The organism is Phyllobacterium sp. 0TCS1.6A, assembly GCF_026420825.1.
Lineage (GTDB): Bacteria > Pseudomonadota > Alphaproteobacteria > Rhizobiales > Rhizobiaceae > Phyllobacterium.
The window spans coordinates 1-15,671 of record NZ_JAPMAB010000011.1 but is presented as its reverse complement, the minus strand read 5'-3'; the positions used below and the strand labels follow the sequence as shown (position 1 = coordinate 15,671).

Here is a 15,671-nt window from a genome sequence, read left to right as displayed (position 1 = left end):
GAGCGGACCCTTCTGGGTCTCGTTGGACTGACAATAGCGCGCTCTTTCCCAAGACCGCTTAATGAACGGGGTTAACTCTTTATGATTAGATCGAATGGTTATCGAAAGCCAACCGGGGCCAAGAAACTGGTAAGGTTCCCGGCGTTTCGGGCTAGATCACCTTGCCCGGGTTCATGATGCCGGCGGGATCGAAGGCGAGCTTGATGCGCCGCATCAGGTCGAGCGCCACCGGCGATTTCGTCAGGGCCAGTTCCTCGCGCTTCAGCTGACCGATGCCATGTTCGGCCGAGATCGAGCCGTGACAGGAGCGGACGATATCGTGCACGCGCTTGTTCACCTCCGGCCAACGCGCAAGAAAGGCGTCCTTGTCGGCGCCGACGGGCTGGGAGATGTTATAATGCAGGTTGCCGTCGCCCATATGCCCGAACGACACGATCCTCGCGCCGGGGATCATTTCGAGCACGGCGGCATCCGCCTCGGCGATGAAGGCGGGGATGCTGGCGACCGGCACCGAAATATCGTGCTTGATCGAGCCGCCTTCCGGCTTCTGCGCGTGCGACATCGCCTCGCGCATGTGCCAGAAGGATTTCTCCTGCGCCGTGCTTTCGGCAATGGTCGCATCCTCGACGAGACCGGCCTCGAACGCCTCCGTCAGGATCGCCTCGATGGTTTCGCGCGCATCCCCGGCCGAGCGCGACGAGGATATGTCGATCAGCACATACCAGTCATGCGGCTCCTGCAGCGGGTCGCGAACGCCTTCCGTATGCCGGACGGAGAACTCGACGCCGATGCGCGGCATCAGCTCGAAGCCGGTCAGGGATGGCCCCGCATGGTCCTGCGCCAGGCTGAGAAGCTGCAGCGCGGCCTCCGGGCTGGCGAGGCCGGCATAGGCGACGCCCTTGCCCTTCGGCAGCGGATAGAGCTTCATCACGGCGGCGGTGATGATGCCGAGCGTACCCTCGGCGCCGATGAACACATCCTTCAGGTCGTAGCCGGTATTGTCCTTCTTGACGCGGCGAAGATCGTTCAGCACCTCGCCATTGGGCAGCACCACTTCGAGCCCGAGGCAGAGCTCCCGCGTATTGCCATAGGCGAGCACGGCGGTGCCTCCGGCATTGGAGGAGAGGTTGCCGCCGATCTGGCACGAGCCTTCCGAACCCAGCGAAAGCGGGAACAGCCGGCCCGCATCGGCCGCCGCCTCCTGCAGCTTCTGCAGGATGACGCCGGCTTCGACGACGGCGAGATTGCCGGCGGGATCGATCGACCTGATGCGGTTCAGCCGGCCAAGCGACAGGATGACCTGGCTGCCGGTCGAATCCGGTATCTGGCCGCCGACCAGCCCGGTATTGCCGCCCTGCGGCACGATGGGCGTCGTGGTCTCATTGGCGAGCTTCAGGATCTGCGACACTTCCTCCACCGTTGCGGGGCGCAGCACCAGCCGCGTCGCGCCGCCGAACTTCTCGCGGGGCTCCAGCAGGAAGGGCGCGATGTCCTGCGCCTCGCGCAGCGCATTGGCCTCGCCCACTATTGCCGTGAAGCGTTCGATAAGCTCGGGTGTCAGGGTCATCTTGTCCGTTCCAGTTCGTCGACCGCCAGACCGCGCGGCGCCGCCGCACGGGTGAGACGATCATTGATTGCCTCGCCGAGGCCGGTGAAAGGTATCGGCTCGACGGCGATGGATGCACCGCCGAGACGGTCCAGCTGCTTCATGAAGCCGAAGAGATTGGCCGCAGCCTCGCGCAGGTCGCCGCCTGGGCTGAGATTGAGGGTCGCGGCGGCCTTTTCGGCTCCGGCGGCGCGCTCCGGCCCGAATGCCAGCAGCGCCTCGCCGTCGCGCAGCTCGCGCGCATTCAGCCGCACCGCCGCCGCCGGCGCATAATGCGAGGTGAGCATGCCCGGCGCCTGGATCGCCGCCTGCTGGTCGAGCCGGACGAGCTTGCGGCCGAGCGTCGCCTCGATTTCCTCCGCCGCCAGCCCGCCGGGCCGCAGCAGGCTGACCGTCTCGCCCTCGACCCGGACGATGGTCGATTCGAGCCCGACTTCCGACGGGCCGGCATCGAGGATCAGCGCGATCCGCGTACCGAGATCGTCGGCCACGGCTTCGGCGCTGGTGCCGCTGATCCGGCCGGACGTATTGGCGCTCGGCGCGGCAAGCGGCCGGTCCAGCGCGGCGATGATCGCGCCAGCGACGCCGCGCGGCATGCGCAATGCGATCGTATCGAGCCCCGCCGCGACCAGCGGATGAATGGCGGTGCCGGCGCGCAGCGGCAGGACCAGCGTCAGCGGGCCGGGCCAGAACTGCTCGATCAGGCGGCGCGACAGGCTGTCGATTTCGGCATAGCGCTCGGCCATGGCGATGCTGGCGACATGGCAGATCAGCGGATTGAAATGCGGCCGGCCCTTGGCCTCGAAGATGCGGGCGACCGCCTCGCCATTGGTCGCATCGGCGGCGAGGCCATAGACGGTCTCGGTGGGAATGGCGACGAGTTCGCCCCTCGACAGGGCGTCTGCCGCTGCCGAAATGGCTTGCGCGTCGGTTCCCATGATTTTGGCCATGCCACAACGATCCCAGTTTGATCATGAAGGCTCTAACGGAGCGCAGGCCGGGCTGCAAGTCATCCGCTGATGAACTCAGCGAATGACGTCATACGGCAAATCGCTGCCGCCGGGGCTGGATCACCGACCGAAGATCAGCCGGCGATCCGGGAGAAATCGGCCACGGTGCCGGTCGCCATGCGGATGCGATCGAGCAAGGCCAGGCGGTTGGCGCGGATCGCCGCGTCCGGATCATTGACGAGCACCTTGTCGAAGAACCTGTCCACCGGCTCGCGCAGGACGCTCAGCGCCGACATGGCCGCGGCGAAATCCTCGCGCGCCACCGCCTCGGCGGCAGCAGCCTCCGCCTCGCCGATGGCGGTGAAGAGCACGCGCTCCTCATCCATCGCAAACAGGGCGGGATCGAGGGCGGCGGTGACCGTGGTGCCCTTCTTTTCCTCGGCGCTCAATATATTGGCGGCGCGCTTGGTGCCGGCGAGGAGATTGCGGCCCTCCTCGGTGTTCAGGTAGACCACCAGCGCTTCGACGCGGCGGGCGACCAGCATCAGATTGTCGGCGCCCTCGCTGATCACGGCATCGATCAGGTCGTGCCGCGCGCCGAGATCGCGCAGATGCACCTTCATGCGGTCGTGGAAGAAGGCCAGCAGGTCGAGCAGGACCGGATGCGCCTGTTCGGAAACCTCGCCGCGCACGCGCTTCTCGAAGCCGGAAATGGCATTGACGACATCTTCCTCGCCATCGACATCGCCGCTGCCAAGCTTCGCCTGTGCCGTCTCGAAGGCTTCGATACGGCCCTCGACGTGGTTTTCGCGCAGCTGGGCGAAGGCGAACTCGAATATGGGCAGCAGCGAAATCTTCCAGTCGCCCGAAAGCAGCAGCCGGATCACGCCGAGCGCCGCACGGCGCAGCGCGAACGGGTCCTTCGAGCCGGTGGGCTTCTCGTCGATGGCCCAGAACCCGACCAGCGTGTCGAGCTTGTCGGCCAGCGCGACGGCGATCGAGACCGCGTCCTTCGGCACGATGTCGGAGGGACCGAGCGGCTTGTAATGTTCCTCGACAGCAGCGGCGACGGAAGCATGCTCGCCCTGCAGCAGCGCATATTTGCGGCCCATGCTGCCCTGCAATTCGGGAAATTCGCCGACGATCTCGGTGGTCAGGTCCGCCTTGGCAAGGCTGGCGGCGCGGGCTGCCAGATCGGCATCGGCGCCGACGAGCGGTGCGATGTGCCGCGCCAGCGCGACGATGCGCGCCACGCGCTGGCCCTGCGTGCCGAGCCGTGCATGGAAGGTGACGTCGAGCGCGTCGAGGCGGGCCATGCGCTGGTCGAGCGGCTTGCCGAGGTCGAGGCCGAAGCGCGCCGCGGAAGGTCCGAGCAGCTGGAGATCGGGCAGGTCCGACTGGTCGGTGTTCCAGAAGTAGAGGGCGTCCGACAGGCGCGCGCGCACCACCTTGGCATTGCCATGGGCGATCTCGCGGCCGCCATCCGCCGCCTCGATGTTGGAAACGAGGATGAAGCGGTTCGACAGGCCGCTTTCGTCGCCGGGCTTGCGCGTCACGAAGCATTTCTGGTTGGTCTTGATCGTCAGGCGAACGACTTCGGCCGGTATGGTCAGGAATTCCTCTTCGAATTCGCCCATGAGAACGACGGGCCATTCGACGAGGCCGGCCACTTCCTCCAGCAGGCCCTCATCTTCGACGAGTTCGAAGCCGGAGGCGAAGGCGACGTTGCGCGCGTCGGAAAGGATGATCTCCTTGCGCCGGTCCGCATCGAGCACGACCTTGGCCTTTTCGAGCTTCGCCACGTAATCGTCGAAGCGGCGGACGGTGATCGGCGCGCCGTCGCTGAGGAAGCGGTGCCCATAGGTCACATTGCCGGCGCGCAGCCCGTCGATCTCGAAATCGACGACGACCGGCTCCTCGGTCTCGGGGCCGAAGGTGCACAGGATCGACTGCAGCGGACGTACCCAGCGCAGGCTGCCGGGCCGCGCCGATGCCGCGCCCCAGCGCATGGATTTCGGCCATGGGAAATCGCGGATGATGCGCGGCAGGAGCTCGGCGATGATCTCTTCGGCGGCCCTGCCCGGCCGGGTCAGGTGCGCGACGTAGAAATCGCCCTTCTTCGGATCGGTATGGACATGCGCCTCGGATATATCGCTGAGCCCGGCCGAGCGCAGGAAGCCGGCGATCGCCTGTTCCGGCGCATTGACGCTCGGTCCCTTGCGGTCCTCGTGCACATCGCGCGAGCGGGCGTTGAGGCCGCGAATGTCGAGCGTGAGACGCCGCGGCGTCCAGTAGTCTCCGGCTGCCTCATAGGTCAGGCCCGCTTCGACCAGCCCGTCGGTCACGAGCTTCTTCAGGTCGCCGGCAGCCTTGCGCTGCATGCGCGCGGGTATTTCTTCCGATCGCAGTTCAAGCAATAGATCAGGCATCAGAGGGACTCACTCTTGAAATTCGCGCCGCCGGCATCGGTCAACAGGAAGGCCTCGCCGCATTGGCGGGCAAGATTGCGCACGCGCAGGATATAGCTCTGCCGCTCCGTCACCGAAATGACGCCGCGCGCGTCGAGAAGATTGAAGGCGTGCGATGCCTTGATGCACTGGTCGTAGGCGGGCAGCACCATCCTGTGCAAGGGGCTGTTGTCGCCGGCCTTCGGCGCACCGGCGCGCAGCAGGGCCTCGCATTCGGCTTCCGCATCCTCGAAATGGCGCAAGAGGACGCTGGTATTGGCATGTTCGAAATTGTGCCGCGAATATTCCTGCTCGGCCTGCAGGAACACCTCGCCATAGGTGACCTTCTCGGCCCCTTCCAACCCGTTGAAATTCAGGTCGTAGACATTGTCGACGCCCTGCACATACATGGCGAGGCGTTCGAGGCCATAGGTGAGCTCGCCCGAGACCGGCGAGCATTCGATGCCGCATACCTGCTGGAAATAGGTGAACTGCGACACTTCCATGCCGTCGCACCAGCACTCCCAGCCGAGCCCCCAGGCGCCGAGCGTCGGGCTTTCCCAATCATCCTCGACGAAGCGCACATCATGCACCAGCGGATCGAGCCCGATCGCGCGCAGCGAGCCGAGATAGAGCTCCTGCAGGTTGGCCGGCGAAGGCTTCATGATCACCTGGTACTGGTAATAATGCTGCAGCCGGTTGGGATTTTCGCCGTAGCGCCCGTCCTTGGGCCGGCGCGAAGGCTGCACATAGGCTGCCTTCCACGGCTTCGGGCCGAGCGAGCGCAGCGTCGTCGCCGGGTGGAACGTACCCGCGCCGACTTCCATGTCATAGGGTTGCAGGATGACGCAGCCATGTTGCGCCCAGTAATTGTGCAGCGTGAGGATCAATCCCTGGAACGAACGGGTGGGCAGCATATGGTCGGGCAAGGAAGCAGTCACCGGATAAGCCTTTTCGAGGAGGATAAGCCTTTCTTGTCCCAGGGTTGCATCGGGCGCAGCGCCATTCGCGGCACAGGGCACGGCACGGGGCGCGGCAGATGCTTCCATCCGGGACAAGAGAGGCTCTAAGTCCTGCGGCCCTGCCGGTCAAGCAAAAGGAGCCTGCGGCAGTTCGCATCGGCGCCGGGCCATGCCGGAATGCCGATGCTTCGCCTCAATTCGCCTTTTCGGTGCCGTTCTGGGCGACGCCCGGCGCCTTTTCCTCGGGAAGCCCGTTCTTCAGCTTCTCCTCGATCCTGGCGAGGTCTTCGGGTTCGGGCTTGCCGTCGCGCGCATGGGCCCACTGGAACGTCGCTTCGAGCTTGCGGCCTACCTTCCAGTAGGCATCGCCGAGATGATCGTTGATCGTCCAGTCCTCGGCCCGGAGCTTCACCGCCTTTTCGAGCTCGACCACCGCCTCGTCATACCGCCCGAGGCGGTAATAGGCCCAGCCGAGCGAATCGACGATATAACCGTCCTGCGGCCGCGAGGCGACGGCGCGCTTGATCAGGTCGAGGCCCTCGTTCAGGTTGATATTGCGGTCGATCCAGGAATAGCCGAGATAGTTCAGCACCTGCGGCTGGTCGGGGAAGAGTTCGAGCGCCTTCTTGAAGTCGGGCTCGGCCTTGTCCCACTGCTTCAGCCGCTCATAGGCGATGCCGCGCTGGTAGAAGATGGTCCAGTCGTTCATGACCGGTTCCTTGATCGCCAAAACGGCCTTGTCGTAGATTTCGGCGGCCTTGGCGAAGTTCTTGTCGCCGGCATAGATGCTGCCGATGGCGAGATAGGTGCGCATGTCCTGCGGATCGTTGGCGAGCAGCGTGTTCAGATGGCCGATGGCCTCGTCATTGCGCTTCAGCGCGGCGAGATTGATCGCCTGCTGCATTTCGGCATCGCGCCGATAGGGCGAATCCTTGGGCACCTTGTCGAAGAACTCGATGGCGCGCTCGGACTGGTCCATCTTGGAGCTGATGTCGCCGAGCTGGTAGAGCGTCGCGTCGTGGTTCGGCCTCAGCGGCAGCGACATCTGCAGATAGAGCTTGGAGAAGGCCTCGCCGCCGTCGCGGTTGATGGCCGTCGCCACCGTATAGAGCACTTCCGCCGCGCCCTGCTGCGGCGTCGCGACCAGCGGCTCGACCGATTTCGCATTGGCGATCTTCTTGCCGAATTCCGTCAGCACCATGCGGCCGGACAGCATCTCCGTCGCCTTGCTGACGAGCTCCTGCGCGCCCTCGCGATCGCCGGAGCGCAGCTTGAACAGCGCGAAGGATTCGACGATGCGCTCATAGGTATCGGGCGCAGCCGCCACATTCGTCCTGTCGTCGATGGCGCTCTGGTAGAAGGCCGCGGCCTTGTCCTTCTGGCCGGCCATCTGGGCGATCAGCGCGGAACTATAGGTCTTGAACAGCGTGAAGCCTTCCGGCCCCTCCAGCTTGTCGATCGCGGCAAGAGCTTCGTTCGGCTTGCCGGCGCCGGCCTTGGCGAAGGCGGAAAGCAGGCCGGTGATCATCCGGTCCAGTTCCGACTGCAGCGCGAGCTTCAGGTAGGAATCGGCCGAGCGGTAGCGTTTCTTGGCAAGGGCGTCGACCGCCAGCGCCAGGCGCGAAAAACGCTCGATCTCCGGCACGGTCTTCAGGTCCTCGGCGATCGGCAGCGCGTCCTTGAACTGGCCGTCGGTCAGAAGGACGAGCATCAGGCTCTGGCGCAATTCGGTATTGCGCGGATCGAAGCGCAGCGCCTCGCGGTAGAAGGCGACGGCGCTGTCGAAATCATTGCTGCGTTCGGCTGTCCGCGCCGAAAGAAACGCCCCCGACAAGGTGCCGGTGCTGAGGGAAGGCGCCTGGTTCGTGGTGGCGGCCGCAGGAATCGAGCCTGCCATGACGGCGGCCAGCGCTGCGCCCGCGATGGAGCCAAGCAATTTGCTGCGTTGCATATTGTGTTCCTCTTTGGCCACCCTTGTGGCCCTCGATACGAATCCTGGCCGAAACCATGGCCTTTTTACGGTTTCACCACAAGTTTTCCCGAAACGGCCCCGGCTTTTTGCGCCGCCGGTCAGTTGACCCTGCTGATGCAGAAGTCGATGACGTCGAGCAGCGCATCCTTCTGCGGCGACGCATCGAGAGGGGCAAGCGCGTCGCGCGCGATGCCGCCAAAGTGGCGGGCGCGCTGGACCGTGTCGCTCAAGGCGCCATAGCGCGTCATCAGGCCCTTGGCCTTTTCGAGGTTCTTGTCGTCGTTCTGGCCGTTTTCCAGCGCTTCCTTCCAGAACAGCCGCTCCTCGGAGGTGCCGCGGCGATAGGTCAGCACCACCGGCAGGGTGATCTTGCCCTCGCGGAAATCGTCGCCCGTATTCTTGCCGAGGTCCTTGGCATTGCCGCCATAGTCCAGCGCATCGTCGACCAGCTGGAAGGCGAGGCCGAGATTGAGGCCATAGGAACGCAGCGCCTGCCGGTCCGTGCGCGATGCCGCCGCGATGATCGGACCGACTTCCGCCGCCGCCGAGAACAGCGCCGCGGTCTTGGCCTTGATCACGGCCAGATATTCATCTTCCGTCGTCTCGAGATTCTTCGCTGCCGCAAGCTGCATCACCTCGCCCTCGGCGATGATCGAGGCCGATGTCGCGAGCACGTCCAGCGCTTCGAGCGAACCGACATCGACCATCATCTTGAAGGCCTGGCCGAGCAGGAAATCGCCGACGAGGACGCTGGCCTGGTTGCCCCAGATCATGCGCGCAGTGCTGCGGCCGCGCCTGAGGTCGCTTTCGTCCACCACGTCGTCATGCAGCAGCGTCGCCGTATGCATGAACTCGACGCTGGTGGCGAGCTTCACATGGCCATCGCCCTGATAGCCGAACATGCGCGCCGCCGCGAGCGTGATCATCGGGCGCAGGCGCTTGCCGCCGGAGGAGATCAAATGATTGGCGACCTCCGGTATCATCTCGACATCGGAACCCGCCTTGGACAGGATAAGTTCATTGACGCGGCCCATGTCGCCCCTGGTCAGATCGACCAGCGGCTGGACCGAACCGTCATTGCTTTTCTTCTCGTCGAGACTGACAACAACGCCCAAAACGAAACTCCTACTGTCCTGCTATCGTGCGGGTGCACCTTATTTTGACCGGCTGCGAGCCGCAAGCGGCGAATTGGCGCGCGGAATTTGATGCCTGCCATTGGATCGTGCTAGGCAAATCGTGCTAGGCCCCAAGCGGGCTTGCAGCATCGCCGGAAGCCGGCATCCCTCGGAAGGTAGAATGACATGCTCGAAATCATGCGCACGAACGACCCCGTCCTGATTTCCTTCGTCGAGGCCCTGCTGAAGGACGCCAACATCAACTTCTTCGTCGCCGACGCCAATATGAGCATTCTCGAAGGCTCGCTCGGCGTGCTGGCGCGGCGCATCATGGTGGAGGAGGCGAACGCCTCCGAGGCGCGGCAGATCCTGACCGACGCCGGCATCGAGCAGGAGCTTCGTGACTGACCGATGCTGCCGGACGACGATACGAGCACTGTCGACGCCTTTCATCGCGGCCGCTTCCACGTGGTGCAGCCCGCGCTCAAGGGCCATCGTTCCGGCGTCGATGCCATGATCCTCGCCAGCATGGTGCCGGACGGTTTCAACGGCCGGATCGCGGATATGGGCGCCGGTGCGGGAGCCGCCGGCCTTGCCGTGCTGTCGCGCTGCCCGGAGGCGAGCGCGACGCTGATCGAGCGTTCGGCCTTCATGGCCGGTTTCGCCCGGCGGACGCTGGAACTTGCCGAAAATGCGGCGCTTGCCGGCCGCGCGGAAGTATTGGAAGCCGATGTCATGCTGACCGGGCGGGCCCGCGCCGCGGCCGGCCTGCCGGATGACAGCTTCGGCTTCGTCATCATGAACCCGCCCTTCAACGCGGCATCGGACCGGGCGACGCCGGACCCGCTGCGGGCCGAGGCGCATGTCATGGCGCCCGGCATGTTCGAGGGCTGGCTCCGCACCGCCGGAGCGATATTGCGGCCGTCCGGCATGGTCGGCATCATCGCCCGCCCGGGCTCGCTGGCCGAAATCCTCGAAGCCCTGCGCGGCCGCTTCGGCCAGATCGTCATCGTCCCGGTTCAGCCCCGCCCGCAGGAAGCCGCCATCCGCATCCTCGTGCGCGCCGTCAAGGGCAGCAAGGCGCCCCTCGCCCTGCATCCGCCGCTGATCATCCATCACGAGAGCGGAAACGGCTTCACGCCGCGCGCCGACGCCATCAACAACGGGCTCGCCGGGCTTTTTTAGCCGTGGCGGGATTGTCATTCCGCCGCAGCCGCCTACATGCCAGTTGAAACACCACCAATGAGGAGAGCCCCTTGCCCCGATTCATCCGGAATCTGCTGCCGCGGCGCTGGCGCCCGGACCATCACGAAATTCCCGTGGTTCGCCTGCACGGCGCCATCATGTCGGGCAACAGCCGGTTCCAGAACAATCTGTCGATCGCCACGGCCGCCTCGGTGCTCGAAAAGGCCTTCGCCGACAAGGACGCGCCGGCCGTCGCCATCTCGGTCAATTCGCCCGGCGGCTCGCCCGTGCAGTCGCGGCTGATCTACCGGCGCATCCGCGATCTCGCCAGCGAAAAGAACAAGAAGGTCTATGTCTTCGTCGAGGATGTCGCGGCCTCGGGCGGCTACATGATCGCGCTCGCCGGCGACGAGATCATCGCCGACCCCTCCTCCATCGTCGGCTCGATCGGCGTCGTCTCGGCAAGCTTCGGCTTCACCGAACTGATCAAGAAGATCGGCGTGGAGCGGCGCGTCCATACGGCCGGCAGGAACAAGGCGACGCTCGACCCCTTCCGCCCGGAAAACAAGGACGACATCGAACATCTGAAGGCGCTGCAGCTCGAAATCCACGAGACCTTCATCGGCCTCGTCAAGGAGCGGCGCGGCGACAAGCTGAGCGAGGCGCCGGACCTCTTCACAGGCCAGTTCTGGACCGGGATCCGCGGCCTCGAACTCGGGCTAGTCGATAGCCTCGGCGACATGCGCTCGCATCTCCAGGCGCAATACGGGCCGAAGACCAGGCTGAAGCTGATCTCGCAGCCGCGCGGGCTTTTCGGCCGCAGGCTGCCCTCCGCCGAAGTGGGGCTGGAGCGTCTCGGCGCCGGTCTCGCCAATGGATTGGCGGCTTCCGTGGAGGAACGCGCCCTGTGGTCGCGTTTCGGCCTGTAGACGGGAGCCGGAATTTCCGCACCGGCCGCTTTGGCAAGCGCGGCCGGCCATGCTATATCTGGTCTTGAACAGCCGCATGTTTCGAGGGTTACGCCGATGCCACAACTGATCTTCTTCCTGCTTGTCGGCCTCGCCGCCTATTATGGCTACCGCTCCTTCAAGCGCGAGGCGCAGCGCGTTTCGCAGCGTGTGCGCGAGGCGGAAAAGGAAGCGCAGAACAGGGCCGACGGCACCCTGGTGCGCGATCCGAAAACCGGTGAATACCGCCTGCGCAAAGACTGAAAACCATGTTCGACAGCCCAGCGCCCGGCACAGTGAGCCGTGTTGCTCCCGCCAAGATCAACCTTGCGTTGCATGTGACGGGCCGGCGCGACGACGGCTATCATCTCCTCGACAGTCTCGTGGTGTTTGCCGGCCATGGCGACCGCATCAGCGTGAAAAGCGCCGCCGCCGACAGTTTCGCCATCGGCGGCCCTTTCGCGGCGGGACTGCCGGCGGACGACGGCAATCTGGTGATCCGCGCGCGCGACGCCCTGCGTTCGCTCTTCCCCCGGCATTCGGGCGCCGTTGCCATCCATCTTGAGAAAAACCTGCCCATCGCCTCCGGCATTGGCGGCGGATCGAGCGACGCAGCGGCGGTCCTGCTGGCTCTCGCCCGGCTGTGGCGCCTGCAGATCGAGCCCGGAGCCCTGCTGCCGGTCGCGCTGAAGCTCGGCGCCGACCTGCCGATGTGCCTGCACGGGCGCCCGCTCATGGCGCGCGGCATCGGCGAAGCCATCGAGCCGGTGGCGCAGTTTCCGCATCTGTCGCTGGTACTGGCCAATTGCGGCCTTGCCGTCTCGACACCGCAGGCCTTCGCGGCGCTCGACCGGCGCGACAATCCCGGCTTGCCGCCATTGCCCGGCCTCGCCTCGGCGGCGGCGCTTTGCGACTATCTCGCGGCAACGCAGAACCATCTCTACCTCGCCGCGCGCAAGCTCTCGGCGAGGATCGACGACACGCTTCACGCGCTGGAAGATACCGGCCCGCTTCTGGCGCGCATGTCCGGCTCGGGTGCGACCTGCTTTGCCATCTATGACAGCGACGCGGCGGCGGCGCTTGCCGCGCAGCGCCTGCAACAACAGCATCCGGACTGGTTCGTCATGGCCACACATAGTCCGGCGGAGGGATGATCATGGACAGGATAGACGAAAGCCGCGCCTTCGTGCCGGTGAAGATCGCGGTGCTGACCGTCTCGGACACCCGCACCACGGACGACGACAAATCCGGCGCGACCCTCGCCGAGCGTATCGTCAAGGCCGGGCATATCCTCGCCGACCGCGCCATCGTCGCCGACGAGCTCAGCGTGATCCGCTACAAGGTCATCGCCTGGTCGGAGGACCCGGAGATCGATGTGATCATCACCACCGGCGGCACCGGCTTTACCGGCCGCGACGTGACGCCGGAAGCGCTGGAGCCCATATTCGAGAAGCGGATGGATGGCTTTTCCGCCGTCTTCCACCGGATATCGCAGGACAAGATCGGCACCTCGACCATCCAGTCGCGGGCGACGGCAGGCCTGTTGAATTCGACTTTCGTCTTCGTCCTGCCCGGCTCGCCCGGCGCCTGCAAGGACGCCTGGGACGGCATACTCCAGCACCAGCTCGACTACCGGCACATGCCGTGCAATTTCGTCGAGATCATGCCGCGCCTCGACGAGCACCTGCGCCGCGGCGCTGCAAGCTGAAACCTATCTGGCCGGCGCCGGCACGATCTCGGCACGCATGCGCTTCATGGCCAGCCCGCGCGCAAGATCCGCCGCCCTCGTATCCGGCTTCAGCAATGTCAGCGACTGGCGGCGCGATATAAGCAGGCCGTCCGCTATGGGATTGGCCGCCGAGAACAGCCGCTTCAACAGCGGCTTCCGATACAGGGAGGCACGGGTGAAACAGGCCGGCCCCTGCATGCGCTCCACATGCACCGCCACCGGCTCGATCCAACCATCCATGAGGCGCGCGCCGGGCTCCAGCAGCAGGAACCAGTCGCTGCGGCCCCGCATGAAGCCATCGATCAGCATCTGGTCCTGCAGGAAGATGCAGCCGGCCGCATCAGCGACGCGGTGCGTCTGGTCCTGCGAGCCATGATCGACGACGATGACGTCGCTCAACAGCCCCTCCACCGCTCCGCCGACCAAACCGGTGAGCGTCCTGGCCAGAAGTTCGTCGGAATTGTGGGTTTCAATCAGGACGGAGATCATAAAAAGCAATTATAGCAAGCGCGCGAAAATTTCCATCACTGCTTTTGGCTAAATTGTTCTTGCTTTGTTCTATCCGCGTGCTAGGAATAGATTCATGTTTAGCAGCGATGCGAATCGAGCCGTTCCTGAAGAGGGAGGATGCAATGGATATTGTAGTGCAGGCTGACAAGGCCGCTTTCGGCGATGGCCGGGCGCAACATGCCAATGCGCTGCTCGACGAGACGGGCCTGCGCGTCGATTCCGAACGCCGGCGCGGCCGGGGTGCGGGCATCAACCCGACAGGGCGCTTCGAGAGCGAGACCAGGCACGTCTATGATGATGGCTGGGAGACGATCGAGGACCTGCCGCCGTTCAAGACCGATGTCCAGGTGGAAAAGCCGCGCACCATCATCACCCGCAACGATTCCCCCGATATCAGCTTCGACCGCTCGATCAATCCCTATCGGGGCTGCGAGCATGGCTGCATCTATTGTTTCGCCCGGCCGACGCACACCTACATGGGGCTTTCGGCTGGGCTCGACTTCGAATCGAAGCTGTTCGCCAAGCCCGACGCCGCGAGGATGCTCGACAAGGAATTGTCCCGGCCGGGCTATCAGGCCAGGACCATCGCCATCGGCACGAATACCGATCCCTACCAGCCGATCGAGAAGAAATGGCGCATCATGCGCGATATTCTGCAGGTGCTGGAGGAGCATCAGCATCCCGTCGGCATCGTCACCAAATCGGCGCTCGTCATGCGCGACCAGGACATTCTCGCGCGCATGGCCGAGAAGGGGCTGGCCAAGGTCTGCCTTTCGGTGACCTCGCTCGACGGCAGGCTCGCCCGCACCATGGAGCCGAGGGCCTCGACGCCGACAAGGCGGCTGCAGGCGCTGCGCGGCCTCGCGGATGCGGGCGTTCCCGTCGGCGTGATGGTGGCGCCGGTCATTCCCGGGCTCAACGACCATGAGATCGAGCGCATTCTCGACGCGGCCCATGCCCAGGGCGTGCGCGAGGCCGGCTATGTCCTGCTTCGCCTGCCGCTGGAGGTGAGCCCGATCTTCAAGGAATGGCTGCTGCGCAACTACCCGGACAGGTATCGCCATGTGCTGTCGCTCGTCCGTTCCATGCGGCAGGGCAAGGATTACGACGCCGAATGGGGCAAGCGCATGCGCGGCGAAGGGCCCTATGCCTGGCAGATCGGGCGGCGTTTCGAGCTGGCGACAAAACGCCTCGGCATCAACACGAACAAGAAGAGGCTGAGGACCGACCTGTTCGCGCCCACACCCGCGAGCCAGCAATTATCGCTTTTCTAGTGATCCGGGTTCACTGGCGCCCTGTTTCTACGCGTTTTCCCGGTGGAGAAATCCACCGACTTTTCCGGAAGGCGCACCAAGTGAAAGCTTCCCCTTCGTCCCGGCGGCACCCCAACCTCGCCGGGACGAGCCTCCCTGATGCCACCCGCCCCCCGAGCATCAGGGACTTGCAGAGAATCGGAACGAATGCGAGTGTCGCCGCAAGATGTCTCGATCGCGTTCTGATTCTCTGCTGCTTCCCCTGGAGCCCGCCAAGCCGGACTTTGCCAGCGAGCGCAAATGGATGCGTTCCGGTGTCGAGTTCGTCGCCGGCATAGACGAAGCCGGACGCGGACCGCTCGCCGGCCCCGTGGTTGCGGCGGCGGTCATCCTCAATCCGAAGAAGATTCCGGAAGGGCTGGACGATTCGAAGCGGCTGACAGCGGCGCGGCGCGAGGAATTGTTCGAGACGATCACCGCGACGGCGCTGGCCTGCTGCGTCGCCAGCATTTCCGCCCCGGCCATCGATGCCACCGACATTTTGAAGGCGGCGCTGGAGGCGATGCGCCGCGCGGCGCGTGGCCTTGCGATCCTGCCCGGCCATATCCTCATCGACGGGCGCGATGTCGCCCCCGGCCTGCCCTGCCCGGCGACGGCGTTGATCAAGGGCGACCAGCGCTCGGTCTCCATCGCCGCCGCCTCTATCCTGGCGAAAGTCACGCGCGACCGCATGATGGCGCAGACCGGCCGCTACTACCCGCTCTACGGGCTGGAACAGCATGCCGGCTACGCCACGGAAATGCACCGCAACGCCATGGAACAGCACGGCCCGCTGACCGGCCTGCACCGCTTCAGCTTCTCCCCGCTGAAGGACCGCATCGCCTGACAGGGTCGATTCTGCCCCGAGCGCCCCGCTCTCATTCCTGACTCTCCGCCTCCCGCATGCCGAGCCAACTTCCCGCATGGTGAGTTGCACCTCCCTCATGCTGAGCTCC

At 65.1% G+C, this 15,671-nt stretch carries 15 protein-coding genes; 8 read left to right on the top strand and 7 right to left on the bottom strand.

The genetic code is table 11. From position 1 onward, the window contains the following. Positions 1-151 precede the first annotated feature (151 nt). From OSJ75_RS20065 to OSJ75_RS20040, 6 genes are all read right to left on the bottom strand, one after another. On the bottom strand, positions 152-1,567 hold the full coding sequence (locus tag OSJ75_RS20065; RefSeq protein WP_267229257.1) for an FAD-binding oxidoreductase: 1,416 nt from the start codon (positions 1,565-1,567) through the stop codon (positions 152-154). Next, positions 1,564-2,556 (bottom strand): L-threonylcarbamoyladenylate synthase, encoded by a 993-nt coding sequence (locus tag OSJ75_RS20060; RefSeq protein ID WP_267229256.1) that lies wholly within the window; start codon positions 2,554-2,556, stop codon positions 1,564-1,566. The genes OSJ75_RS20065 and OSJ75_RS20060 overlap by 4 nt, the downstream gene beginning before the upstream one ends. Positions 2,557-2,690: 134 nt before the next feature. Beyond that, positions 2,691-4,985: a glycine--tRNA ligase subunit beta gene (glyS, locus tag OSJ75_RS20055; protein ID WP_267229255.1), complete on the bottom strand. Its 2,295-nt coding sequence runs from the start codon at positions 4,983-4,985 to the stop codon at positions 2,691-2,693. Next, positions 4,985-5,920, bottom strand: coding sequence for a glycine--tRNA ligase subunit alpha (locus OSJ75_RS20050; RefSeq protein ID WP_256473344.1), 936 nt, complete (start codon positions 5,918-5,920; stop codon positions 4,985-4,987). Before OSJ75_RS20050 ends, glyS begins: the two co-directional genes overlap by 1 nt. Positions 5,921-6,158: 238 nt before the next feature. Continuing rightward, positions 6,159-7,916 (bottom strand): tetratricopeptide repeat protein, encoded by a 1,758-nt coding sequence (locus OSJ75_RS20045; protein WP_267229254.1) that lies wholly within the window; start codon positions 7,914-7,916, stop codon positions 6,159-6,161. A gap of 119 nt (positions 7,917-8,035) precedes the next feature. Continuing rightward, positions 8,036-9,052 carry a polyprenyl synthetase family protein gene (locus OSJ75_RS20040; RefSeq protein ID WP_250014902.1) on the bottom strand — a complete coding sequence of 339 codons (1,017 nt, stop codon included), beginning with the start codon at positions 9,050-9,052 and terminating at the stop codon, positions 8,036-8,038. 186 nt (positions 9,053-9,238) lie between these two features. On the opposite strand from OSJ75_RS20040, the gene OSJ75_RS20035 reads away from it, so the two are divergent. The 6 genes from OSJ75_RS20035 to moaB all read left to right on the top strand — a co-directional run bounded on the left by OSJ75_RS20035 (position 9,239) and on the right by moaB (position 12,892). Then, the gene (locus OSJ75_RS20035; RefSeq protein ID WP_250014904.1) at positions 9,239-9,460 is read left to right on the top strand and encodes a DUF2007 domain-containing protein; all 222 of its coding nucleotides are present in this window, start codon (positions 9,239-9,241) and stop codon (positions 9,458-9,460) included. Positions 9,461-9,463: 3 nt separating this feature from the next. Next, positions 9,464-10,237 carry a tRNA1(Val) (adenine(37)-N6)-methyltransferase gene (locus OSJ75_RS20030; RefSeq protein WP_267229253.1) on the top strand — a complete coding sequence of 258 codons (774 nt, stop codon included), beginning with the start codon at positions 9,464-9,466 and terminating at the stop codon, positions 10,235-10,237. 71 nt (positions 10,238-10,308) lie between these two features. Continuing rightward, the gene (locus OSJ75_RS20025; RefSeq protein ID WP_250014909.1) at positions 10,309-11,166 is read left to right on the top strand and encodes a S49 family peptidase; all 858 of its coding nucleotides are present in this window, start codon (positions 10,309-10,311) and stop codon (positions 11,164-11,166) included. Positions 11,167-11,262: 96 nt separating this feature from the next. Beyond that, entirely contained in the window at positions 11,263-11,448 is a 186-nt protein-coding gene (locus tag OSJ75_RS20020) for a hypothetical protein (RefSeq protein ID WP_250014911.1), read from the top strand. A gap of 5 nt (positions 11,449-11,453) precedes the next feature. Further along, entirely contained in the window at positions 11,454-12,338 is an 885-nt protein-coding gene (locus OSJ75_RS20015) for a 4-(cytidine 5'-diphospho)-2-C-methyl-D-erythritol kinase (RefSeq protein ID WP_267229252.1), read from the top strand. Positions 12,339-12,340: 2 nt separating this feature from the next. Further along, positions 12,341-12,892, top strand: coding sequence for a molybdenum cofactor biosynthesis protein B (gene moaB, locus OSJ75_RS20010; RefSeq protein ID WP_250014914.1), 552 nt, complete (start codon positions 12,341-12,343; stop codon positions 12,890-12,892). Positions 12,893-12,895: 3 nt separating this feature from the next. On the opposite strand, the gene OSJ75_RS20005 is transcribed toward moaB, so the two are convergent. Beyond that, positions 12,896-13,402 (bottom strand): glycosyltransferase family 2 protein, encoded by a 507-nt coding sequence (locus OSJ75_RS20005; protein WP_267229251.1) that lies wholly within the window; start codon positions 13,400-13,402, stop codon positions 12,896-12,898. Positions 13,403-13,545: 143 nt separating this feature from the next. Here OSJ75_RS20005 and OSJ75_RS20000 point away from each other — a divergent pair, with 143 nt between their 5' ends. After that, positions 13,546-14,697 carry a PA0069 family radical SAM protein gene (locus tag OSJ75_RS20000; protein ID WP_267229250.1) on the top strand — a complete coding sequence of 384 codons (1,152 nt, stop codon included), beginning with the start codon at positions 13,546-13,548 and terminating at the stop codon, positions 14,695-14,697. A gap of 205 nt (positions 14,698-14,902) precedes the next feature. Continuing rightward, positions 14,903-15,562, top strand: a complete 660-nt coding sequence (locus tag OSJ75_RS19995; RefSeq protein WP_267229249.1) for a ribonuclease HII — start codon at positions 14,903-14,905, stop codon at positions 15,560-15,562. The last annotated feature ends 109 nt before the right edge of the window (positions 15,563-15,671 follow it).

Excerpts from the sequence above, each read along its gene's own strand:
- OSJ75_RS19995 (WP_267229249.1), top strand. The coding sequence starts at position 14,903 with ATGTCTCGATCGCGTTCTGATTCTCTGCTGCTTCCCCTGGAGCCCGCC.
- glyS (WP_267229255.1), bottom strand. The coding sequence starts at position 4,985 with ATGCCTGATCTATTGCTTGAACTGCGATCGGAAGAAATACCCGCGCGC.
- OSJ75_RS20020 (WP_250014911.1), top strand. The coding sequence starts at position 11,263 with ATGCCACAACTGATCTTCTTCCTGCTTGTCGGCCTCGCCGCCTATTAT.
- OSJ75_RS20035 (WP_250014904.1), top strand. The coding sequence starts at position 9,239 with ATGCTCGAAATCATGCGCACGAACGACCCCGTCCTGATTTCCTTCGTC.
- moaB (WP_250014914.1), top strand. The coding sequence starts at position 12,341 with ATGGACAGGATAGACGAAAGCCGCGCCTTCGTGCCGGTGAAGATCGCG.
- OSJ75_RS20045 (WP_267229254.1), bottom strand. The coding sequence starts at position 7,916 with ATGCAACGCAGCAAATTGCTTGGCTCCATCGCGGGCGCAGCGCTGGCC.
- OSJ75_RS20050 (WP_256473344.1), bottom strand. The coding sequence starts at position 5,920 with ATGCTGCCCACCCGTTCGTTCCAGGGATTGATCCTCACGCTGCACAAT.
- OSJ75_RS20005 (WP_267229251.1), bottom strand. The coding sequence starts at position 13,402 with ATGATCTCCGTCCTGATTGAAACCCACAATTCCGACGAACTTCTGGCC.
- OSJ75_RS20000 (WP_267229250.1), top strand. The coding sequence starts at position 13,546 with ATGGATATTGTAGTGCAGGCTGACAAGGCCGCTTTCGGCGATGGCCGG.
- OSJ75_RS20060 (WP_267229256.1), bottom strand. The coding sequence starts at position 2,556 with ATGGCCAAAATCATGGGAACCGACGCGCAAGCCATTTCGGCAGCGGCA.
- OSJ75_RS20065 (WP_267229257.1), bottom strand. The coding sequence starts at position 1,567 with ATGACCCTGACACCCGAGCTTATCGAACGCTTCACGGCAATAGTGGGC.
- OSJ75_RS20015 (WP_267229252.1), top strand. The coding sequence starts at position 11,454 with ATGTTCGACAGCCCAGCGCCCGGCACAGTGAGCCGTGTTGCTCCCGCC.
- OSJ75_RS20030 (WP_267229253.1), top strand. The coding sequence starts at position 9,464 with ATGCTGCCGGACGACGATACGAGCACTGTCGACGCCTTTCATCGCGGC.